Origin of the sequence: Streptomyces sp. URMC 126, assembly GCF_051386555.1 — a bacterium.
Lineage (GTDB): Bacteria > Actinomycetota > Actinomycetes > Streptomycetales > Streptomycetaceae > Streptomyces.
The window spans coordinates 1-22,090 of record NZ_JBPQTX010000018.1; the positions used below are offsets into that span (position 1 = coordinate 1).

Here is a 22,090-nt window from a genome sequence, read left to right on the forward strand (position 1 = left end):
TTGGAAGGGCGGGGAAGGGCGGGGAGGGGCGAGAGGGGAGCGCCGCCCGGCCCGGGTGGCGCATGAGGTACGCGGGGCGTGAGTGGGGGATCCGGTTGCTGCACCGGTAACGACCGGCCGTCATGAACGACTTCATGAGGCGTCGTCAGGGCATGGCAAACCTCCGGGCCGCACTGATCGCCTTGGCGTGACGCACGCGGGACGACAGCCGCCGTGTTCGGTGTCTGGACTGTACGGCGATGATTGATCACCTAATGCGGCGTGTCAATGGGTGATCGCGGGAATGTGATCCTGCTCCCGTATCGCTCCGACCGGCGGATAGATGGGCAGCGCAAAGACCGCTTGCGGCGAAGCCGGTGCGTTCCGAAACTTGAAGGGTAAGCGCAGGTCGGGACCGTCGCGAATACCGGCTGGTAATAAGCCGGGTAACAAGATCGAAAAACGCCGGACGCCCGAGGCGCGGTGGAGAGAACGCGCCCACTAAAGCGGTATAGCCGCCTCCGGACGGGCCGGGGGAATCGATCGGCGCACCGGCGGGCGGAGGCGCGCCGGGCCGGCCGGCGAAGGACTCCCGCGGCACGGCCGCGGCACCGGACGGCGCGGACACGCTACGGAGACCGGTTCACGGGCGACGGAGGCCAAGGAGCACGGCGGGCCGGCACGCGGGTGAACGGCGGCGGTCGGAAAGGTAACGAATCGCCCGCCCGCAGACCGGAAACCTTACGTCAAGATCCTTTCTGGACAGGAAGATTGGCGCCCGAGCGTGTTCTGCTCCGAAGCTCCGCCCCGATAGAACCTTCTGGTCAAGAACACCTCGTGTCTGTGCCCCACAAGGGAGAGATCGTGAAGCGGATGGGATGGGCCGTCACCGCGGCCGTCACCACCATCGTCCTGGCCCAGTCGTCCCTCGCCGCCCAGGCGGCGGACTCCACCTCCGGGTGGCGGGCCCCCTCGTGCGCCAAGGTCACCGGCGACGGCGCCGTCACCTTCACCACCGACGACGGCGCCACCCTCGCCCCGACGACGGGCACCCTGAAGTCCGTCAGCTACACCCACGGCCTGGTCGCGCTGGACACCCCCAACACGCTCTTCGCCACCCACAACGACGAGCTCCAGCGCTCGACGGACGCCGGCTGCACCTGGACCCGCGTCGCCACGCTCGGCAGCGGCTCCACCTGGCTGACGGCGGCCACCGGCGGACGGGCGTTCGCCTGGGAGAAGAACGGCGGTTACCTCGCCCGCGTCGACGGCAGGACCGTCACCAAGCTCGCCTCGCCCACCGCCGACATCGTCGGCGTGGGCACCGACAAGGCGCGGCGCGACCACGTCCGCGTCGCCGGAAGCGACGGGCGGCTGTACGACTCGACGGACGCCGGCGCCACCTGGAAGCCCATCGGCAAGCTCGCCTTCGGCGAGGGAGCCAACCTCTACACCGTGTCCTTCGACCCCGCCGACCTCGACCACGCGGTCGCCGGCGGCATGACGACCGGCGGCGCGGTGACCACCGACGGAGGGGCCACCTGGACCGTCGCCACCGGCCTGTCCGCCACGCCCGACGGCAAGGCGAACCTCTTCGCCGCGGCCGTCTCCCCGGCCGACCGCAACGTCGTCTACGCCCTGGGCATCGACCTCGTGGAGGCCGCCCCCAGCTCGGGTGCCGAGGGCCGGCACCTCTACCGCTCCACCGACGGCGGCCGGACGTACACCCGCATCGTCGACGACACCCCGGACACCGAACTCACCAACAGCACCCTGCTGGCGCCCAGCCCCGCGGACCCGAACGTCCTCTACTTCGAGTACGGCACCTACTTCCAGGCCTACGGCACCGACCTGTACCGCTACGACGCCCGGACCGGCAAGGTCGGCAAGACGCACAACGCCCACGACGGCATCTCGTCCATCGCCTTCAACCCGGCGCGGCCGTCGGTGATGTACCTGGGTCTGGAGGAGGTGCAGATCGACCACTGATCCCAGGGCACCTCGCCCCGCCCGGGAGTAAGCCGGTCCGCGCGCACGTGGAGGTCGTGCGGACCGGCGGTCGACGGGCGGCAGGGACCGCCGATCGCCGTGCCCCGGGCCGGTGTTCGCCGGGCCCGGTGAACGACGATCGGAGCGGCGCGATGGACGCCGGCCGGGTGCCCGGGGCGACGCGCGCCGCCGCTACGGCGCGTACGCCCGCAGCGGCGCGGGGACGAGCCCGGCGTCCCGCGCGGCGGTGAGGGCGCGGGTGAGGTCGGCGGCCAGGGTGGGGGTGAAGTGCAGCAGGACGACGTCCCCGGGCCGCAGCCGGGGTACCGGCGGAGGCGTGTCGCCCCAGGTCGTGAAGTCGTGCGTCCAGGTCACCAGAGCCCGGACGCCGCACTCGCGCGCCGCGGTCCGGGTGGTGTCGTCGTAGCGGCCGAAGGGCGGGCGGAGCAGCGCGGGCGCGCGTCCGAACGCGGCCTTCAGCCGGTCGCGGGCCGTACAGATCTCCTTCCGCTGGTCCGCGAGACCGAGTGTGGTGAGATCGGGGTGACCGACGGTGTGGTTCCCCACGGCGGAGGCGCGCCGCCCCGCCAACTCCCGGAAGTAGCCGGGATCCTGGTTCACGGCGTCGGGGAGCGGGAACAGCGTGACCGGCACCCTCCGGTCCCTGAGCAGCGCGGCGGCCGCCGGGTCGCGGTACCAGCCGTCGTCGATGGTGAGGAAGACGACGCGGTCGCGCGTCGGTATGTGCGAGAGCACCGGCGGCAGACGGTGCCGGCCGGCGCCCTGGGCGGCGGCGGAGCCACCCGGCCCCACGAGGACGGTGAGAACCGTGAGGAGCAGGAGGGCGAGGAGCAACGGGAGGGGCGCGCGGCGTCGTCCTGACATGCCCGCATCATTGGTTCAGACCAACAGGCTGTCAACGGTCCGAGTGCGCGGTTGAACGACGACGGCGCCCTGCCCGCCGCCCCGCCCGGGAAGAAGCCCTGAGTCCGGCTCAGAGATGCCAGCTCGGCGTTCCGTCCGCCACCGAGAGCACGAAGTACAGCACGAGCCCGAGGACGCCCAGCACCATGCCGAGCCGGGCCCGGAAGCGCCGGACCGTACCCCGGGCCAGGGCGGTCGCGCCCAGCGCGATGGCGCAGGGGCCGAAGACGATATTGGCGATCAGCAGCCCGAGAAGACCGGTGACGAACGACGTCACGGCCATGAAGTCGGCGTTGCGGCGCCGCCGTTCGGTCGCGTCGGTACCCGCCGCCCGGCCCCCGCGGAACCGTCGACCCGCGCCGTGGGCGCGGATGTCCTGATTCGGACCCTGATGGCGGTTCCTGTCGTGATTGTTGGCCTGATGACGGCCCTCGGGGCCGATGTCGGCCGGATGACGCGGGTGTTCCGGGTGCCCGGCGTCCGGCCGGACGGGGGCCGTGAGGCGTTCACCGGCACGTTCGTGCGTCTCGGCGGCGTCACGGCCGTCGACGGAGTGCCGTGTGCCGACGGCCTCGTCGTCATGGGCGGTCCCGTGCGCGTCGACGGGCTTCCGGGTGTCGAGTGAAGCAAAGGGGTTCACGGGGACTCCTCCTTACCGGTGCCGCCGGTGCGCCCGGCGTTCCCGTACCGCGAAGGCGGCCAGCCAGGCGAGGATCGCCGCCGCGGAAACGAGGGTCACGGGCAGCGGCACATGCGCGGCCGTCCCGGTCAGGACGCCGAGCAGAAAGAGGGCCAGGACAAGGAAGAACATGTCCGTCCTTTCTCTCGAACGGTCGAGGACGGCCCGCGGGCGACGACGCGCGGTCTCCGAGCCCGGCGAGCCGCCGGTCACCGGCCGTCCGCGTCGTCGCGTGACGATCTCTTGATCTGACGGCTGCCCGGAGGGACGCCCGCTATTCCTGTGACGCGCCCTACTCCCGCCCGCCCGGGCGGATTTGGGAACGACGAACCGCCCCGGCGCCGGCCGGCACTGACGGCCGGCGGCACCCGGGCGGGCGGGGAGGAGGTGAGGAGACGGAGAGGTCAGTTCAGGTCGAAGCTGACGGAGCTGGCCTTGTCGTTCATGCCGTCGCCGACGTAGGCGTTGTAGCCGTGGTACGTCTGGTGGGCGCCGCGGAAGTCGCTGTGCTCCCAGAGGGTGATCGGGCAGGCCAGCCCCTGCGCGGAGCTCACCTTGTCGTTCCAGTCGCCGCCCAGGCTCGCGAACTCCGGGTACCGCCAGCCGCAGCCCTGGCTGCCGCGGAAGGTGAGCTGGTTGCCGCCCGAGTTGGCGTCGGACCAGATTCTGCCGAGATCCTTGTAGGCCGCCGCCTGCGTGCCGAAGGCCGCGGCGGCCTTCGACTCGCTGGAGAAGCAGCCCGACTGGCCGGTGTCGACGATGTAGGTGCAGAACTTCGCGGGCTTGGCGGGGGCCCGGTCGGCGGCGCCGGCCGGGGTGGCCAGGGCGGCGGTGCAGGCGAGGGCGGCGGCGCTCAGGGCGAAGGCGGTGTGCAGGCGTTTCACGGTGACTCCTCGGGCGGTCGGTGGCGCGCTGGGGTGCTGGTCCGTGCGTGATGTGCCGTGCGTGAGTTCGTACAACGTTCTACTGTGCGAGTGTGCGAGCCGAGTCAACAGGCCGACGGGGAAGGGGTCGAGGGCGAGAACTTGCCATCGGCAGATGACGGTGTCATTCCGGCCAACGGCGGTGGGAGGCCTGGTGAGCGTGGGTCCCGCCCGGGACGTACGCCGTGGCCCGCCCCTCGGCGCGGGGCGCGGACGCGCGGAGGCCGCTCCCCGGGCGTACGGGAAGCGGCCTCCGCGGTGCAGGACCAGCGGACCGTGCCGCAGGCGGCCTGGTCCTCCGGGCATCCCCTTCAGCGGCTCCCGGCGCGCTGCCGGAGGCGTCCGACCAGAGCCAGGGCCAGTGCCAGACCGCCCGTGAAGTAGAGCTGGACGCGGGTGTCCCCGTCGAGCGTCATCAGCACCAGGACCCCGGCCACCCCGGCCAGCGTCACCCACGTCAGGTACGGGAAGCCCCACATGCGCACGACCAGCCTGCCGGGGGCCTCGCGCTCCAGCCGGCGGCGCAGGAGCAGTTGCGAGACGGCGATGAAACCCCAGACGACCAGCACGACACCGCCGACCATGTTGAGCAGCCAGGCGAAGACCGTGGTGGGCCACCAGAAGGAGAGCAGCACGGCGAAGAAGCCGAAGCCGGACGAGGCCAGCACCGCGCGGCGCGGGATCCCGCCGGACACCCTGCCCAGGAACGCCGGGCCCTGCCCCCGCGCGACCAGCGAGTACGCCATGCGCGACGAGCCGTAGATGTTGGCGTTCATCGCCGAGAGCAGTGCGATCAGCACGACCGCGTTCATGATCTGGCCGCCGGCCGGCACGCCGAGCCGGTCCAGCACGGCCGCGTAGGGGCCCTGCTCGGTGACTGCCTCGTCGTCCCATGGGAGGAGCGTGACGATCACCAGCATCGAGCCGACGTAGACGACGCCGATCCGCCACATCGTCGTCCGGACGGCCTTGGCCACGCCGCGCACCGGGCTCTCGGACTCGGCGGCCGCGATGGTGACCGTCTCCAGGCCGCCGTAGGCGGCGACCGAGGCCAGCAACCCGATCAGCAGGCCGTTCGTACCGTTGGGCAGGAAACCGCCGTCGTGCAGGAGGTGCGCGGTGCCGGGGGAGTCGCTGCCGGGCAGGACGCCGAGGACCGCCAGCACGCCGAGGCCCAGGAAGAGGGCGATGGCCCCGATCTTGAGGGCGGCGAACCAGAACTCGAACTCGCCGAAGTGCGCGACGGAGCCCAGGTTGGCGCCGCAGAACAGCGCCATCAGGATCAGCACCCACATCCAGGACGGGGTGCCGGGGAACCACCCCTGGAGGATGTGGGCGGCACCGATCGCCTCGATCGCCACACCCACCACCAGCAGGGTCCAGAACATCCAGCCGGCGGTGAAGCCGGCCCACGGGCCGATCGCCCGGTCCGCGTGCACGGAGAACGAACCGGACGCCGGGTTGGCGGCGGACATCTCGCCGAGCATCCGCATCACGAACATCACCAGCAGACCGGACGCCGCGTAGGCCAGCACGATGGAGGGTCCGGCGGCGGCGATGCCGGCGCCCGAGCCGACGAACAGACCCGCGCCGATGACCCCGCCGAGCGCGATCATCGACAGGTGCCGCTGCTTGAGACCGTTCGACAGCGACCCCGAGGGCGAGGGGTCGGCGAGGGCGGTGCCACCGGCGGGCGCGTCGGTGGCGGGCCCGCCGCCCGGGGGCGGCGGAGAGGGCGTCAGTGTCCGGCTCATGGTCATGCCTGTCCAATATGCGAGATCGGGAGGTCTCGATTATGGGCAAACGGGTGAGGAGGTGCGGGCCGCGTCCGATATACGGACGATCGCATCACGCGCTGTGATCGCCGGGCGGCGGAGGTGGGCGGAAGCGGGCGGAGGCAGGCGGAGGCAGGGAGAACGGATAGGGAGGGGAGAGCCGGGCGAAGGCGGCGCAGAGCGGAAAACATGCGGGAAACGAGCGATCTGCGAAGATCGGCTCATGAGCGCTCGGTTCCGCTCCCTCCTGGCGCGCTGGCCGGTGGGCGCGCCCGTCCTGGCCGCCGCCGTCCTCGCGCTGACCTGGGGGCGGACGCTGTCCCCCGGCCTGGTCGCCCTGGTGAGCTGCTGCCTGGCCGGCGCGGTGCTCTCCGCGGTGCACCACGCGGAAGTGGTCGCGCACCGGGTCGGGGAGCCCTTCGGGTCGCTCGTGCTCGCCCTGGCCGTGACCGTCATCGAGGTGGCCCTCATCGTCACACTGATGGCGGACGGCGGTGACAAGAGCAGCTCGCTCGCCCGGGACACCGTCTTCGCCGCCGTCATGATCACCTGTAATGGGATCGTCGGACTGTCCCTGCTGGTGGGAGCGTTGCGGCGGCGGGTCGCGGTCTTCAACGCCGAGGGCACGGCGGCGGCCTTCGGCACCGTGGCCACCCTGGCGGGCCTCAGCCTGGCCCTGCCGACGTTCACCACCAGCACCCCCGGACCGCGGTTCTCCGCCGCCCAGCTCGTCTTCGCCGCGCTGGCGGCCCTGATCCTCTACGGCCTGTTCGTGGCGACCCAGACCGTACGGCACCGGGACTACTTCCTGCCCGTGACGGCCGCCGGCGAGGTCATCGACACCGACGACCACGCCGATCCGCCGCCGGCCCGGACCGCGCTCGTCAGCCTCGGCCTGATGGGCGTCGCCCTGGTCTCGGTCGTCGGACTGGCCAAGGGCGTCTCACCGGTGATCGAGTCCGCCGTGGCGGCGGCGGGCCTGCCCGCGTCGGTCGTCGGCGTCGTCATCGCGCTGCTGGTGCTGCTGCCGGAGACCATCGCCGCCGTCCGCGCCGCCCGCCGCGACCGCGTCCAGACCAGCCTCAACCTCGGCCTCGGCTCGGCCATGGCCAGCATCGGCCTGACCATCCCCGCCGTCGCCGCGGCCTCGGTCTGGCTGGAGGGACCGCTCGTCCTCGGCCTCGGCGCGACCCACATGGTCCTGCTCGCCCTCACCGTCGCCGTCGGCACCCTCACGGTGATCCCGGGCCGGGCCACGCCCCTCCAAGGCGGCGTGCACCTGTCGCTGCTGGCGGCGTACGTGGTGCTCGCGGTCAGCCCGTGAACGGCGCCTGACCGCCCGTACCGCCGGGGCGGCCTGTGTAGGACCCCGACCGGACCTGGCCCAGGGCCCTTCGGCCCCTGTCCGAGTAACCGCCGCGGCATCCATGGTGGAGGCGGCGGGCGGCCCCGCCCGACGTACCGCGTACCGCGCCCGGCGCGGCACGCTCCCGTGCCCCCAGGAGGGTCCCATGCCCGGCACCATCGCCGTCGGAGTCGACGGAACGGAACACAGCCGCGCCGCGGCCGACTGGGCGGCGGCCGAAGCCGCCCGGCGCGGCATGGAGCTGTGCCTGGTACACGCCTCCGTACGACGTCCGCGCACCGTGATGCCCGCCGAGGACGCCGCCGCGCGGGAGCGCTGGGCGGCCGACGTCCTGCAAGACGCGGGCGAACGGGTGGCCAAGACGTTCCCCCAGCTCACCGTCGTCACCCGGCAGCTCGCCGCCGACCCCGTCCCCGCCCTGATCGCCGAGGCGGCCGGGGCCGATCTGCTGGTCCTCGGCTCGCGCGGCCACGGCACCGTCGTCGGCCACCTGCTCGGCTCCGTCGGCCTGCACGTGCTGCGCCAGGCCACCGGCCCGGTCGTGGTCGTCCGCGGCCCGCGGGACGGCGGCGGGTGGGGGAGCCGGCGGTACGCGGACGGGCCGGCGGACGAACCGGCCGCGGGCGAGGTCGTCGTGGGGGTGCAGGACCTGGAGGAACGCGCCGCCCCCGTGCTGGACTTCGCGTTCGCCGCCGCGGAACGGCTGGGCGCGCGGCTCCGGGCCGTCCGGGCCTGGACGGTTCCGCCGGTCTTCGCCTGGAGCCCAGGGTCCCTGTGGCTCGCGGAGGAGGACGACGGGATGGCCGAGCGGGAGCGCCGCGGCCTGGACGAGGCCCTGCGCCCGTGGCGCGAACGCCACCCCCGGGTCGACGTGGCCGCGTACGCCGAGACGGGCAGCGCGGCCCAGGTCCTGCTCACGCATGGCGCCGGGGCGGCACTGGTGGTCGTCGGGCGCCGGCTGCCCGGGCGGCACGGCGTCCACCGGCTCGGGCCGGTCGCCCTCGCGGCCCTGCATCACGCGCCGGGCCCGGTCGCGGTCGTCCCGCACCCCTGAACCCGCTTCGGCGCCGTGAGCGACGGGCGTAGCGACCGGCGTTCCGCGGCCGGCTGCCCCCGCGGCCTGCGCCTGCACGCGTCAGTGGCCGGCCGCGAGTTCGCCGTCGCGCCTGTCACTGAGCCTGCCGTGGAGCCGGGCGCTCGGCTCGTCGAGGCCGGTGATCTCGACGCGCTTGCCGCGCCGGGCGTACCGGGTTTCGATCGCGTCCAGGGCGGCGACGGAGGAGGCGTCCCAAACGCGGGTGGCCGACAGGTCGATGACGACCCGGTCCGGGTCGCCGGCGTAGTCGAAGCGCCCGACGAGGCCGTTGGAGGAGGCGAAGAAGAGCTCGCCGGTGACCCGGTAGACGACCGTGCCGCCGTCGGGGTCGGTGACGGCGGTGACCTCGGCGACACGAGCGACGCGCTTGGCGAAGATCACCATGGCGGTGACCGAGCCGACCACGACGCCGACGGCGAGATTGTGGGTGGCCACCACGCACACGACGGTGATCACCATGACGGCGGTCTCGCCCACGGGCATACGGCGAAGCGTCCTCGGTGCGACGGAATGCCAGTCGAAGGTGGTGAACGACACCATGATCATGATCGCGACGAGGGCGGCCATGGGAATGCCGGAGACGACGGATCCGAAGGCGACGCACAACACCATCAGGAAGACTCCGGCGAGGAAGGTCGACAGCCGGGTGCGCGCACCGGACACCTTCACATTGATCATCGTCTGACCGATCATGGCGCAGCCGCCCATGCCCCCGAAGAAGCCGGTGACGATGTTGGCGACGCCCTGCCCGACGGACTCCCGGGTCTTGTCGGAGCGGGTGTCGGTGATCTCGTCCACGAGCTGCGCGGTCATCAGCGACTCCATCAGGCCGACCAGCGCCATGGCGAACGAGTACGGGGCGATGGTGGCCAGAGTGTCCAGGGTGAGGGGCACGTCCGGCACACCGGGCACGGGCAGGGCGGACGGCAGCGTCCCCTTGTCGCCGACGGTCGGAACGGCGATCCCGGCCGCGACGGTGATCACGGTCAGAACGGTGATCGAGACCAGCGGAGCCGGGATCGCGGTGGTGATCCTCGGGAAGAAGACCATCAGCGCCAGACCGCCCAGGATCAGCGGGTAGACGGCCCACGGCACGTGCCGCATCTCGTGAATCTGCGTCATGAAGATCAGGACGGCGAGCGCGTTGACGAAGCCGACCATCACCGAGCGCGGAATGAACCGCACCAGCCTCGCCACCCCCAGCGCCCCCAGGACGACCTGGAAGACACCGGCGAGGATCACCGCGGCGACCAGGTAACCGAAGCCGTGCTCGCGGTTCAGGGGCGCGATGACCAGGGCCACCGCGCCGGTGGCGGCGGAGATCATCGCCCGCCTGCCGCCGACGACCGAGATCGTCACGGCCATCGTGAAGGAGGCGAACAGGCCGATCGCGGGCTCGACCCCCGCGATGACCGAGAACGAGATCGCCTCGGGAACCAGGGCGAGCGCGACCACCAGACCGGCCAGCACCTCGGTACGCCAGACTCCCGGGTCACGCAGCCAGTCGGGCTTCAGACCGCGCAGCCGCGCGGCCGGGGAGAGTGCGGAAACGGAAGAGGACAAGGAAACGGGTACCTGTCGGACTCGGGCACACCCTCTCTGGCAGGCGTGCGGAAGGAACACGGCGGTGCCGACGGCACCCCGCGGGGGCTCTGGTGGGACGGAACCGGAAGGACCGGAAGGACCGGAAGGACCGGAAAGAGGGGAGAAGGGCCGAGCCGACGGGCTCGGGCACCGGGCCGGCCGGGCTCACATCCGGCGGCGGGACATCACGGCGGACCGGCGGCGGCGCGGGGCGTCACAGGCTCGCGCACACTCGTCTCCTGCCGCGTCCGGACCCCAGCCGAGGGTGCGGCGGCCCCGACACGACAACGGGCGGACGACGAAGCCGCCCGCACCACCGGGCAACTTTACCTTGACGCCGGGCAGGGGGCGGGGGGACGGACCTCTGACGCCCGCGGCAGACCGGCCGGCGGCGGCTGCCGGGCACCGGCGCCCCCGCGTCCGGAGGCGAACCCACAGGACGGTCTCGACGCTCGGCACCGCCTCCGAGCGCACGTCCGGATTCCTGCGCGGGCTGGGCGCCGAACCCGTGGCGTACGGCCCCGGCCTGGCGGACCGGGTGCGGGCCTTGCCGCCCGAGGGGGGCACCGCCGCGACCGACCTGTTCGTCAGGGAGGCGGCTGAGACCGCGCTCGCCCTCGGCGTGGCGCCCGAGCGGATCTCCGTCGTGGCCGACGGCCCCGCCCCGCCGCCCGGCGTACGCGAGACAGGCGCCCTCGACGCGGGTCCGGGCGCCAGGGAACGGATCGTCGACGCGATCCGTTCCGGCGAGACACGGCCGCGGCCCCGCGCCGCCCCGACGACGGCCGTTCCGCCCCGCCCGGGAACCGCCGGGGCGTGGGCTTCGAGCGGAGTGGTCGAGAGCGGGCTCCGGCGGTCCGGATCAGCGCAGTGAGGTCAGGCGCCGGAGTGCCTGGTGCCGGCCGGAGGTGTCCGGTGAGGGCTTGAACGTGCCGCAGTACTCGGCGTCGACGAGGGCGGCCAGGTCGCCGCCCCAGTCACCGTTGAGGTTGAACGCCGCGGTGTGCCGCCCGTCGGGCGACGAGACGGCCAGCGTCGTGGAACCGTGAATGCCGCCGGTGTGCAGCCAGACCTCCTTGCCGCACGTGGTGACGGCGTGGGAGATGCCCAGCCCGTAGCCGGTCTCGCCGGGCTGGCCCTGGCTCGGGACGGTGGTCAGCAGCTCGCGCTGCTGCCGTTCGGGGAGGAGCCGGCCGCCGAGGAGGGCGCTGTAGAAGCGGTTGACGTCGCCCGTGGTGGAGATGATCTCGCCTGCCGCCCACGCCCAGGACGGGTTCTGCTCGGTGGTGTCGTAGACCTTCGAGGAGGCGTCGCCGAAGAGTTTGCTGTAGCCGCGGCCGTGCGGGCCGGGGATGCCCGGTGAGGTGCCCGGCAGCGTCGTGGCGCGGAGCCCCAGGGGTTTGAGGACACGGCGCTCGATCTCGTCGGCGTAGGAGTGGCCGGTCAGTTTCTCGATGAGCATCCCGGCGAGGACGTAGTTGGTGTTGGAGTAGTGCCAGCCGGTGCCCGGCCGGAAGTCCGGCCGGTGGGAGAGGGCGGTACGCAGGAGGTCGGCCGGCTTCCTGGTGTCGTAGCGGTGCTTGAAGAAGTCCGTGCCGAGGGACTTCCACAGGACGGGGTCCTCGGTGTAGTTGAAGAGGCCGCTGGTGTGGTTGAGCACCTGCCGGATGGTGATGCGGCTGCCGTCGTTGCCATTGCCCCGGACGAGGCCGGGCAGTCTGCGTTCCAAGGTGTCATCCAGGTCGACCTTGCCCTCGGCCTCCAATTGAAGGAGAACGACCGAGCTGAACACCTTGCTGACGCTTCCTATTCGGAACCGGTCCTGAGGGAGCCGCTTGCGGTGCGTCTCAAGGTTCGCGACGCCCGCGGAACCGTTCCACCGCCCGTGCTCGTCGCGCGCTTCCGCCAGTACACCGGGCAGGCCGGCCCGCACCTGTGCTTCCAGCGCGGCCCGCGTCGCCTGGTGCCGCGAGGTGTGTTGGCCGGCTGCCGGGGCCGCTTGTGCCGCCGGGGCCGCCACGGCCGAGGTGGCGGCGGTCGCGGCCACCGTCACGGCCGCCGCCAGGGCGACCAGGGCCTTGTGCGCCGTTCTTCTGCTCATGCGCAGTCTCCGTTCGGGTCGGTTGAGGTGAGCGGTGTGTACGGGAGACAGGACTTCCGTGAGGCGCCCACCCGTTGAGCGGAACCGGAACGAGAGGGGCCAAAGGGGGAAGGAACCGGCCACTCCCGGTCGCCGCACAGCCGGGACCGAAGAGGGCGTACAGCGGCGGTTTCCCGGGAGGGGACCGGTCGGCCGGCTCGGCGCGCGATCACCGCATGGTTACGGGAACTTGGCGGAAAGTCGAAGGCGGATCCGACGCCCCTGTACTGCCGGGGAGGCGGCGACGTACCACGGCCCGGCAGGGCCGCCGGACGCGAGGAAGCGACGGCGTCACGGACCGCGCGGCGGACGCGGAACGCGTCACCGGGCCGACTCGTCGCGCTCCTTCACACCCGCGACCACCCCACGGAAGGGCAGCCCGACGGACAGCGCCACCGCGACGAAGAGGGCACCGGACCACAGCGGTCCGACGGGCCCGAGGGCCGTGCCGAGCGTGGTGGCGGCGACGAGCGGTCCGACGGCGGCGCCGGCGTTGAGCGCGGCGGTCGCGTACGCGCCCGCCATGGTGGGGGCGCCCGCCGCCTCGTAGAGAACCCGGGTGATCAGCGTGCCGCCCAGCGCGAACGACAGGGCGCCCTGCGTGAACACGAGGACGAGCAGCGCGGCGGGCCGCTCGGCCGACAGGGCCAGCGCCGGCCAGCCGGCGAGCAGCAGGGGGCCGCCGACCGCGACCACCGGGCCGGGACGCCGGTCCGCGAGCCGCCCGGCGAGAGTGACGCCCACGAAGGAACCGAGCCCGAAGAGCATCAGGACGACCGGCACCCACAACTTCCCCAGCCCGGCCCGGTCGGTCACGACAGGGGCGAGAAACGTGAAACACCCGAAGGTCGCCGCGTTCACCAGTGCGCCGAGCAGCATGACCAGGATCAGCCGCGGACTCCTGAGCCGCGCGAGTTCCGAGCGGAGGTCCGGCCGGGCGGCGTCGTCCTCGTGTCCGGGGCGCGCGGGCAGACCGGTGAGGATGCCGACGGCCGTGGGCAGGCAGAGCGCGGCCACCGCCCAGAAGGTGGCCCGCCAGTCGAGCAGGGTGCCGAGCAGCGCGCCCGCCGGAACGCCGGCGATCGTGGCGAGCGTCGTTCCCGACAGCAGGACGGCCAGAGCCCGGCCCTTCTCATGACGCGGCACCAGCCCGGCGGCGGTCGTCAGCGCCACGGCGAGGAACCCCGCGTAGGCGAGCGCGGCGACGGCCCGGGTGGCGAACAGGACGGGGAAGCTCGTCGTGACCGCGCCCACGGCATGCGCCGCCGCGAACGCGAGGACGAACAGCAGGAGGCTGCTCCGCCCCGGCCTGCCGCGCGCGAGCCCGGCGGCGAGCGGGGCGCCGACGGCCGCCCCGACCGCGAAGCCCGGCGTGAGCGAGCCCGCCGTTCCCAGCGATACGCCGAGGTCGGAGGCCATGTCCGGCACCAGGCCGGCGACCATGAATTCGGAGGTTCCCATGGCGAAGACCGCCAAGGCGAGCAGGTACAAGGGGAGAGGCATCGAGTGGCTCCGAGCGAGGTGAGGAGAGGCGCGGAAAGGCTCGTCTCGTCACCGCTGCCGGCACCCTGGGCGCACGAGCGCACGGCGGATCCGCCGCGCGCTCGACGGATGTCCGTCGCGCGTCCGGCGGGACCGCGGAACTCAGCGACGCTGGGGGCCGACGGCGTGACCGGCGGCCCCCACCCTGGATGCCTCGGGGCTCGACATGGCCGGCACGCTACCCGCTGCCGCCCGCGGAAGCACACGCATTATTTCCCCGGCCCGACCGCTCGTCGCCCGCCCGGCCGGGTCACTCCGCCACGATGCGCTCCACCGCGGCCCTCACCAATTCGTCGCGCTCCGCCTCCGAGAAGACATCGGGCAGGGTGAGTTGCTCGACGATCAGCCAGTTCAGCGTCGCGATGAGCAACTTGACGGCCGTGGCGTCGCCGGGGAGGCCGGAGGCTTCGTGGTAGGCGAGGTTGGCGTCGATGTCGGCCCGGACCCGCTCGGTGAGGATCTCGCGCAGTTTCGGGCGGCGGGTGGCCTCCAGGCGCAGTTCCAACAGCGCCAGGTAACCGGTGCGGAAGGAGGCCACACGGCCGACGACCTCCCGCATTAGCTCCGTGTAGCTCTCGCGGTCGCGGCCGGCCGCCCGCTGGCGGGCGATCGTGGCCTCGTCGGGCTGGAGCCGCTCGTAGACGCGGGCGCCCGCCTGGGTGAGCAGGTCGTCCCGGTTGGCGAAGTAGTTGGACGCGGTGCCGGCGGGCACGGCCGCCTCGTTGTCCACCGCCCGGAACGTCAGCCCCCGCGCCCCCTCCGCGGCCAGCACCTCGATCGCGGCGTCGACGAGGGCGGCGCGGCGCTGGTCGTTGCGGCGTGCCATGAGAATGCTCCAGTCGTAGTGCCGAACTTATCCACTCCAATCAGAGTACTATGTCTGGAGTCTCGGATTGCGTGAGCCGGCGGGTGGCTGTCTCGGGAGCGGCAGCCCGGCCGTGGCGCGGCGTCGCAGCCGTCACACCGCCGTCTTCTTCCGGCACATGGCGACAGCGATGCGCACGATGGCCTGCGGGCCTCCATCGCGAAAGGGGTGCCGCTCATATCGTCCCGAGGCGGGCCGCGCCGAGCCTGGCGGCGCACGGTCCGGCGGGTAACGTCCCGCCGCCGACGATGACGGCGGCGGTCATCGCGAATGCGGCGATGGCGAGGCGGATACGCACGGCGGCTCCTTCGGCGAGGCGTTGGCGGGTGCCCGGGCGGCACGGCCGGCCGGCCACGACCAACTCTCCTGCACGGGGGAGCCGGTGCCTATCAGTGATCGCCCTGAGGGAACCCTGGTCCGTCCCTGATGCGCGAGCCGGGCGGCCGAAGCGCGGGCGGGGGACGGGTCGTGCGGACGGTCACCCGCGCGCCGTGGCCGACCCGCACCTCACGTTCCGCCCCCCCGCCCGGCGCGCCCCGAAGCTCCCGGTCAGACCCTGACGCCGTAGTCCTGGGCGATGCCCGCGAGCCCCGAGGCGTAACCCTGGCCGATCGCGCGGAACTTCCACTCCGGCCCGTGGCGGTAGAGCTCGCCGAACACCATGGCCGTCTCGGTGGAGGCGTCCTCCGTGAGGTCGTAGCGGGCGAGTTCGCGGCCGTCGGCCCGGTTCACCACCCGGATGAAGGCGTTCCGGACCTGGCCGAAGCTCTGGCCGCGCCGAGCGGCGTCGTAGATGGAGACGGGGAAGACTATCTTGTCGACCTCGGCCGGCACCCCGGCCAGGTCCACCTGGATCTGCTCGTCGTCGCCGTCCCCGCCACCGGTCAGGTTGTCGCCGGAGTGGACGACCGAACCCTCGGGGCTGCGCAGGTTGTTGAAGAAGACGAAGTGCCCGTCGGACGGGACCTTGCCGTCGACGTCGCACAGCAGGGCGGAGGCGTCCAGGTCGTAGTCGGCGCCGGTGGTGGTGCGGACGTCCCAGCCGAGTCCGACGGTGACGGCGGTCAGGCCCGGCGCCTCCTTGCTCAGTGAGACGTTGCCGCCCTTGGCCAGGGTCACTGCCATGAACTTCCTCCGGATGAGTCGTGATCGGCCGGGCTGACGCTGAGGACAACCCCAGGTGGGACCCTATAGTTTCCTAATTGCGCAAGCAAGAAACCGACCGTCGTCGCCCGGCTCAGCCCGGCCGCCCGGCCTCCTCGATCCGGTGGCGGAGGAACGGCAGAACCCCGCGCTCCAGCAAGGCCCGTTGCCAGGCCGCCCGGGCCTCCGCCACGCGTGCGCCGTCCCGAGACGCCGGGCGCGCCATGCGGTGGCGTACGGCGATCACGAGCACCGCGACGATCCCGGTCAGAACCGCCGCGGTCGCCACCGCGACCGCCAGCCAGCCGGCGGCCTGCAGTCCGCGTGCGAGCCGTTGCTGGACGCCCAGAAGCCGGAAGCCGTACCCCAGGACGAGGAACACCGCCGCCGCGGCTGCCGCCAGCGCCGGGACGAGAACGGCCAGCGCGCCCAGCCCGTTCCCCAGCCGCGACGGCGCGGCGCGAGGGCGCGTCGAGCGCAGCTCGACGTACGTGCGGTACTCGGGGATGGCGGCGGCCGCGATGGCCGCGCGCGACTCCAGTGCCCAGGCGCGGAGTTGGTCGCCGGTGACGGTGTCCGCGGCCCGGAGCGCCTCGGTGATCCCGGGTGAACTCAGGCCCTGCTCAAGGATGTCCTCGAAGTCGGCTCGGTCTTCGGTCCGCGTGGGGTCGGTGCTCGGCATGCGCGGTCCTCGTCGTCGCGGTGGGGCGGTGGGCAAGGGGGCGGCGTACTGCGGGCGTCGGGAGGTGGTGCGGCTCGTGATCCGTCGCCGAATGTCCCGGGCCGACCGCTCGGAGGCTTGTCTTCCGGAACATCCCCGGGTGGGCGGTCCGCCCGGAAAATGCCTACCCATCAGGCGGCCCGCCGAAGTCCCGCCCTCGCACCGCACGGAGGTGCGCTCCCGGCCCGGGCGCCGTCCGGTCGCGCCGTCTCCCATACTTGCTATATTGCGCAACCATGAAATTGTGGATGAAGGTGTACACATGACGCGCCCCACGGCAGCCGGCCGTCACGTCGGTCGTCGCGCCGACCGGCGGACCACACGGCTGAAGCGGCGGCGGCGCGGCCGGATACGCGTCCTGTCGGTCTCGGCCGGGGTCTGCGTGCTTCTGCTGCTCGCGGGAGGCGTGTGGTTCTACTGCCGGCTGGACGGCAACATCGACAGCTTCGACGCCGGAGGGCTGTCCAAGAACCGCCCCTCGGGCGGAGAGGGCGGCCGGAACGTGCTCGTCATCGGCTCGGATTCGCGCTCCGGGGCCAACAGCGCGCTCGGCGGGGGAGAGGGGGACGTCGGACGCTCCGACACGGCGTTCCTCCTGCACGTGTACGCCGACCGGAGACACGCCGTCGCCGTGTCGATCCCGCGGGACACCCTGGTCGACATCCCGCCCTGCCGGCTGCCCGACGGGAGGTGGACCGAGCCGAAGTCCGGCGCCATGTTCAACTCCGCCTTCTCCGTGGGACTGACGGCCAAGGGCAACCCCGCCTGCACCCAGAACGTGGTCGAGAAGCTCACCGGTCTGCGCGTCGACCACACCGTCGTCGTCGACTTCGCGGGGTTCGCCACCATGACCTCGGCCGTCGGCGGAGTACGGGTGTGCCTGCCCGGCGACGTCTACGAGGGCGACCTCGACCCCCATCGCGGATCGCGCGGCGAGCGCATCTTCGCGAAAGGGCCGCAGACCGTGTCCGGCCGGAAGGCCCTGGACTACGTGCGGTTGCGCCACGGCCTGGGCGACGGCTCCGACATCGGACGGATCCGACGCCAGCAGGCCTTCGTCGCCGCCCTCCTGAAGAAGGTCAAGGGCGAGGGATTCGACCCCACCACGCTGCTGCCGCTGGCCGACGCCGCGACCCGCTCCCTGACCGTCGACCCGGGCCTCGGCTCGGCGCGCAAGCTGCTCTCCTTCGCCATGTCGCTCAAGGACGTCGACCTGCACGACACCAAGTTCGTCACCCTGCCCTGGCGTTACCAGGGCAACCGGGTGGCGGTCGTCCAGCCCGACGCCGACGCCCTCTGGGACGCCCTCCGGCACGACCGCACCCTCGACGGCCGGGAGACCGGCGGCCGGAGCCCGTCCACCGGCCCCTCCCGGCACCCGGAACCCTCCCCGTCACCCTCCTCGGGCGCCGGGATCAGCGTCAGCGTCCACAACGGCACCTCCGTGCCGGGCCTGGCCGCCGAGGCCGCCGGCGCCCTGCGGGCCGCCGGCTTCACGGTCACCGGCACCGGCGACGCGCGGCCCGGCGAGCGGACCGCGGCCGGTGCCGGGCGGACGACCGTCGTCACCTACGGCCCGGGCCTCCACGACCGCGCCCGGACCGTCGCCGACCGCTTCCCGGGCGCGGAGTTGAGGTCATCGGCCGCCCCCGGGATCGACGTCACCCTCGGCGCCTCCTACGCGTCCCACCGCGCACAGGCCACCCCCTCGCCGTCCGCCCCGGCCCCCTCCTCGGTGCCCTCCCGCGTGACCGACGAGGCCCGCTCCGCCGACGACGACATCTGCTCCCGCCTCTCCTACGGCTGACCACCGGAACCACACCCCCCGCCGGCCGACACGGAGACGGCGGGACAACTACCCGACAGCCCGCGCCACTTGTCCGTCACAGACGGCCGCTTCCCCTCCGGCCGGAGCCGGTGCAGACTGGGACGCGGTACCGGACCGCCCGTACCCCACGGCGCCCCGAGGGGCGGGGGAGCGCGGCGGCCACGCACGACGCCGGTAGCCGGGGGGTGGTGCCGGACGTCCGTGACCTCGGCGTACGCGAAGGAGTACGGCGCGCGGTCCGGCATCGCTGACGCGCGCCGGACCGCCTTGTACGACTTCGTCACCCACGACCTGCTGGGAAATCTGTTGTCCGCGCTCCTCATCGCCGCGAGCGGGCCGACGGCCCGCAAGGCGCGGGACGCGTTGACCGCCCACCGCCCGCGTCGCCGGCGGCGAACGCGGCGCGGGCGGTGAACCGCCGTCCGGGATCCGTCCCTTGCAGGCCGGGCCACCGTCGTCCGCGACCGACACCGGCAGCGGAGGGCGCGCTTCACCACCTAGAGTGCGGCGGTGTGGACAACGAGACGCCCACCGAACCTCTTTCCGTACCCGGCGCCGCCGGTGACGACGAGGCCGCCGCGACGCTCGCCGCGCAGTACGAGAGCGTGGACTTCGCCGAGGCGCACGGCGGAGTGCCGCACCTGTTCCCCCGGCGGCCGGGACGGTACTCGACATCGGGGCGGGCGGCGGGCGGGACGCCGCCGCTCCGGCCGGGCGCGGGCACCGCGTCGTCGCCGTGGAGCCGACGGCCGGGTTCCGCGCGGAGGGCCGGCGCCCGCACGCGGACCGCGGGACCGAGTGGGTCGACGACGCCCTGCCCGCACCGCGGCCCCTGCGAGGGCGGCGGTTCGACCTGGTCACGCCGACCGCCGTGTGGACGCACCTGGACGAGGACGAGCGCTCGACGGCCATGCCGACCGTGAGCCGGCTCGTCGGCCGAGGCGGCCGGGCCGTCCTCTCCCGCCGGCACGGACCCGTCCCGGCGGGGCGCCGTCACCGCCGACGAGACGGCCGCCCTGGCGCGCCGGTGCGGCCTCACCGCCGTCCACCGCGCGCGGAACGCGGATCCGCTCGGCCGGCCGGACGTGACCTGGAGCCACCTGCTCCCGGAGCGGACCCGACCCGGCGTCGCCGGCCGCCCGCGCGCGGGAACCCGACGGCCCCGACGCCCCTTCGACCCACCCGAGACGACCTTGAGGAAGAGGTGACCGCCCGGTGCCGACCGGAGCCGACACAAGCGCCGGCGACGATCCGACCGAGGGCTCGGTACGGTCCGTCAACGACCTGACGGCCCATTGGGCGCGCATCGCCGTCGGACCGGGCGAGGGGCGTGGGATCGTGTTCTCCGCCGCGGCCGTCTGGCCGCTGCTCGCCCTGCTCGCGGCCGGCGCCGACGGACCGGCCCGCGCGGAACTCCGCGCCGTCGCCGGCCTCCCCGGAACGGCCGACGCGGCCGGGCGGGGGCGGTGGCTGGTCGAGACCCTGCGCGCGGCCGGCGGCGTCGACGCCGCCGTCGGGCTGTGGACACGGCGGGGCGTGCCGGTCCGGCCGGTGTGGGAGGCCCGGCTGCCCGACGGAGTGCGGGGCGAACTGACCGGAGACCCCGAGCGGGACGGCCGGGCACTCGGCGCCTGGGCCTCCGGACACACGGGCGGGATCGTCACGTCGATGCCCGTGCCTCCCGGCACCGACCTCGCGCTGGTCCTGGCCGCCGCCTTGGCCCTGCGCACCGAGTGGACGACGCCCTTCTCGGACGGCCGGCTCACCCCCGAGACCGGCCCCTGGCGGGGGCGTCGGCTCGTCGGCCTGCACCGGACCACCGGAGACCTCGACGCGGTCCGCGTCGCCCCGGACACCCCCGCCGGCCCGCTGACCGTCGCCGAGGTCCGGGGGGACAACGGCCTGGACGCGCACCTGCTGCTCGGAGCCGAGGGCGCCGCGGGGGCGGACGTCCTCGCGGCGGGCCCGGGCGTGCTCGCCGGGGACCACGTCACGGTTCCCGGCTCCGCCCTGCCCTACGGCACGCCCGGCCCGGGTGTCACCGTCTCGGACGCGGCCGGTCGGGACGGCCGTCCCGTCCTGGTGACGTCCACCGTCCGGTTCACCCTCCGCGCCGAGCACGACCTGCTCGCGCGCCCGGAAACGTTCGGCCTGCGGACGGCGGTCGACCGCTCCACCGGGCACTTCCCGGGCGTCAGCCCGCTCCCGCTCGCGGTCTCGTCGGCGCTGCAGCACGCCGTGGCGGCGTTCGGCGCCCGGGGGTTCGAAGCGGCGGCTGTGACCGCTTTCGGCATGGCTCCGGCCGGGGTGCCGACGGGGCGGTCCCGACGCGTGTCCGTCCGGTTCACCCGCCCGTACGGCTTCCTGGCCGTACACCGGGAGACCGGGCTGATCCTGGCCGCCGGCTGGGTCACCGAGCCGGACGAGGCGCCCGACCGCCCCCGGTGACGCCGCCCGTGCGGCTCACGTCCGTACGGCGGACCGCCGGAGCCGCCCCCAGGGCCGGAGGAGCCGCCGCCCGTGCGTCACAGCCACCGTACCGACGTGGCCAGGAACGACGGCGACAGGCCGAACATCTCCCGGGTGACCCGCGTGAGGTGGGCGGAGTCCGTGAAGCCCGCCGCCGACGCCGCGTGGGTGAGGGAGGCGCCGTGCCGGACCTCCTCCATGGCCCGGCGCAGCCTGGCCCAGCGGCGGCAGTCGGTGAAGGAGAGGCCGAGTTCCCGGGTGAACAGCCGGCCCAGCCGGCTCGCGGACAGGCCGACCTCGGCCGCCAGTTGCCCGAGAGTGACCGGCCCGCCGGTGAGCCGGGGGAGCAGGGCCAAGGCGTCGGACAGCGCGGGATGCCGTGGCCGGGGCGCCACCGCCGCGCCGGGCAGATCGCCGACCGCCGCCAGCAACGGGCGGAGCGCGTCGGTGAGTTCGCCACGGGTCGCCGTCGCCGGAGACAGGCCCCGGACCAGGTCGCCCGCCGGGCCCGCGAACGCCCCGCCCGCCTCCGCCCAGGCGGCGACCGAGGCGCGGTCCGCCGGGCCCCGACCCGCCCGGGGGCCGGCGAACCGGGCGTCCAGCGCCTGCGCCGCCGCGCTCCTGGCGTCGAGCCACAGCATCACCCCACGGGCCCGGTGGGCGACCGTGACGTGCGGAGCCCGGGCCGGGATCACCGCCGCCGTCAGCGTCCGCTCCGCGCCCTCCGGCGTCCGCAGGGTCACCTCGCCCTCGGCCGCCAGCAACAGCTGCCAGGCGCTGTGCAGATGGGCGGGCGCGGTCGCGAACCACCCCAGGAAGACCAGCCACCCCGGTTCCAGCAACACCGCGCCGTCCCACGGCCGTCCGCCCACCGCCGCCACAGACCCCCGCACTCCCTACTCCCTCTTCCCCTCCACCGGCACCGGCCGCGCCGCGTCCCCCGGACCCGGGGCACGCCGCCCCCACCACCCCGGCCGGCACCGCCCGTCCCGGACCACCGGCCGGAAGCCGCCAGTCTACGGATACGCCGGAGCACAACCCTCATGGTGGAACCGTCGCCGGGCGAA

21 protein-coding genes are annotated in these 22,090 nt (G+C 73.7%); 8 read left to right on the forward strand and 13 right to left on the reverse strand.

What is annotated here, in order from left to right:
- Nucleotides 1-852: 852 nt before the first annotated feature.
- On the forward strand, nt 853-1,968 hold the full coding sequence (locus ACSNOK_RS04030; protein WP_436779182.1) for a WD40/YVTN/BNR-like repeat-containing protein: 1,116 nt from the start codon (nt 853-855) through the stop codon (nt 1,966-1,968).
- A 192-nt stretch (nt 1,969-2,160) separates the two neighbouring features.
- Here ACSNOK_RS04030 and ACSNOK_RS04035 read toward each other — a convergent pair whose 3' ends face one another.
- From ACSNOK_RS04035 to ACSNOK_RS04055, 5 genes are all read right to left on the reverse strand, one after another.
- Nucleotides 2,161-2,853: a polysaccharide deacetylase family protein gene (locus tag ACSNOK_RS04035; RefSeq protein ID WP_436779145.1), complete on the reverse strand. Its 693-nt coding sequence runs from the start codon at nt 2,851-2,853 to the stop codon at nt 2,161-2,163.
- A 109-nt stretch (nt 2,854-2,962) separates the two neighbouring features.
- Nucleotides 2,963-3,532 carry a DUF4190 domain-containing protein gene (locus ACSNOK_RS04040; protein WP_436779146.1) on the reverse strand — a complete coding sequence of 190 codons (570 nt, stop codon included), beginning with the start codon at nt 3,530-3,532 and terminating at the stop codon, nt 2,963-2,965.
- Nucleotides 3,533-3,544: 12 nt separating this feature from the next.
- A complete protein-coding gene (locus ACSNOK_RS04045) occupies nt 3,545-3,703 on the reverse strand; it encodes a hypothetical protein (RefSeq protein ID WP_436779147.1) in 159 nt (52 codons plus the stop codon).
- 272 nt (nt 3,704-3,975) lie between these two features.
- Entirely contained in the window at nt 3,976-4,455 is a 480-nt protein-coding gene (locus ACSNOK_RS04050) for a hypothetical protein (protein WP_436779148.1), read from the reverse strand.
- Nucleotides 4,456-4,805: 350 nt separating this feature from the next.
- Nucleotides 4,806-6,248, reverse strand: coding sequence for an amino acid permease (locus tag ACSNOK_RS04055; protein WP_436779183.1), 1,443 nt, complete (start codon nt 6,246-6,248; stop codon nt 4,806-4,808).
- 244 nt (nt 6,249-6,492) lie between these two features.
- Between ACSNOK_RS04055 and ACSNOK_RS04060 the strand changes: the two genes are divergently transcribed.
- Both ACSNOK_RS04060 and ACSNOK_RS04065 read left to right on the forward strand, forming a co-directional pair.
- Complete coding sequence (locus ACSNOK_RS04060; RefSeq protein ID WP_436779149.1) at nt 6,493-7,593, forward strand: calcium:proton antiporter; 1,101 nt, start codon at nt 6,493-6,495, stop codon at nt 7,591-7,593.
- Between the two features lie 187 nt (nt 7,594-7,780).
- Nucleotides 7,781-8,689, forward strand: coding sequence for a universal stress protein (locus tag ACSNOK_RS04065; RefSeq protein ID WP_436779150.1), 909 nt, complete (start codon nt 7,781-7,783; stop codon nt 8,687-8,689).
- A gap of 81 nt (nt 8,690-8,770) precedes the next feature.
- Here ACSNOK_RS04065 and ACSNOK_RS04070 read toward each other — a convergent pair whose 3' ends face one another.
- Nucleotides 8,771-10,294, reverse strand: coding sequence for a SulP family inorganic anion transporter (locus ACSNOK_RS04070; protein ID WP_436779151.1), 1,524 nt, complete (start codon nt 10,292-10,294; stop codon nt 8,771-8,773).
- A gap of 529 nt (nt 10,295-10,823) precedes the next feature.
- Here ACSNOK_RS04070 and ACSNOK_RS04075 point away from each other — a divergent pair.
- On the forward strand, nt 10,824-11,189 hold the full coding sequence (locus tag ACSNOK_RS04075) for a hypothetical protein (protein WP_436779152.1): 366 nt from the start codon (nt 10,824-10,826) through the stop codon (nt 11,187-11,189).
- On the opposite strand, the gene ACSNOK_RS04080 is transcribed toward ACSNOK_RS04075, so the two are convergent.
- From ACSNOK_RS04080 to ACSNOK_RS04105, 6 genes are all read right to left on the reverse strand, one after another.
- Nucleotides 11,178-12,416, reverse strand: a complete 1,239-nt coding sequence (locus ACSNOK_RS04080; RefSeq protein WP_436779153.1) for a serine hydrolase domain-containing protein — start codon at nt 12,414-12,416, stop codon at nt 11,178-11,180. The two genes, ACSNOK_RS04075 and ACSNOK_RS04080, sit on opposite strands and share 12 nt — an antisense overlap.
- Before the next feature lie 360 nt (nt 12,417-12,776).
- Nucleotides 12,777-13,958 carry a Cmx/CmrA family chloramphenicol efflux MFS transporter gene (locus tag ACSNOK_RS04085; protein WP_436779154.1) on the reverse strand — a complete coding sequence of 394 codons (1,182 nt, stop codon included), beginning with the start codon at nt 13,956-13,958 and terminating at the stop codon, nt 12,777-12,779.
- 289 nt (nt 13,959-14,247) lie between these two features.
- Nucleotides 14,248-14,823, reverse strand: a complete 576-nt coding sequence (locus tag ACSNOK_RS04090; protein WP_436779155.1) for a TetR/AcrR family transcriptional regulator — start codon at nt 14,821-14,823, stop codon at nt 14,248-14,250.
- Between the two features lie 214 nt (nt 14,824-15,037).
- Nucleotides 15,038-15,160 (reverse strand): hypothetical protein, encoded by a 123-nt coding sequence (locus tag ACSNOK_RS04095; RefSeq protein WP_436779156.1) that lies wholly within the window; start codon nt 15,158-15,160, stop codon nt 15,038-15,040.
- 251 nt (nt 15,161-15,411) lie between these two features.
- Nucleotides 15,412-15,987: a TerD family protein gene (locus tag ACSNOK_RS04100; RefSeq protein WP_436779157.1), complete on the reverse strand. Its 576-nt coding sequence runs from the start codon at nt 15,985-15,987 to the stop codon at nt 15,412-15,414.
- Between the two features lie 112 nt (nt 15,988-16,099).
- On the reverse strand, nt 16,100-16,687 hold the full coding sequence (locus ACSNOK_RS04105; protein ID WP_436779158.1) for a hypothetical protein: 588 nt from the start codon (nt 16,685-16,687) through the stop codon (nt 16,100-16,102).
- Nucleotides 16,688-16,988: 301 nt separating this feature from the next.
- Between ACSNOK_RS04105 and ACSNOK_RS04110 the strand changes: the two genes are divergently transcribed.
- The 4 genes from ACSNOK_RS04110 (at nt 16,989) to ACSNOK_RS04125 (ending at nt 21,002) form a co-directional block, all read left to right on the forward strand.
- Complete coding sequence (locus ACSNOK_RS04110) at nt 16,989-18,533, forward strand: LCP family protein (protein ID WP_436779159.1); 1,545 nt, start codon at nt 16,989-16,991, stop codon at nt 18,531-18,533.
- Between the two features lie 222 nt (nt 18,534-18,755).
- The gene (locus tag ACSNOK_RS04115) at nt 18,756-18,968 is read left to right on the forward strand and encodes a hypothetical protein (protein WP_436779160.1); all 213 of its coding nucleotides are present in this window, start codon (nt 18,756-18,758) and stop codon (nt 18,966-18,968) included.
- A 259-nt stretch (nt 18,969-19,227) separates the two neighbouring features.
- Entirely contained in the window at nt 19,228-19,842 is a 615-nt protein-coding gene (locus ACSNOK_RS04120) for a methyltransferase domain-containing protein (protein ID WP_436779184.1), read from the forward strand.
- Nucleotides 19,770-21,002, forward strand: a complete 1,233-nt coding sequence (locus ACSNOK_RS04125; protein WP_436779161.1) for a serpin family protein — start codon at nt 19,770-19,772, stop codon at nt 21,000-21,002. Before ACSNOK_RS04120 ends, ACSNOK_RS04125 begins: the two co-directional genes overlap by 73 nt.
- Nucleotides 21,003-21,079: 77 nt before the next feature.
- On the opposite strand, the gene ACSNOK_RS04130 is transcribed toward ACSNOK_RS04125, so the two are convergent.
- Nucleotides 21,080-21,916: a helix-turn-helix transcriptional regulator gene (locus tag ACSNOK_RS04130; protein ID WP_436779162.1), complete on the reverse strand. Its 837-nt coding sequence runs from the start codon at nt 21,914-21,916 to the stop codon at nt 21,080-21,082.
- Nucleotides 21,917-22,090: the final 174 nt, after the last annotated feature.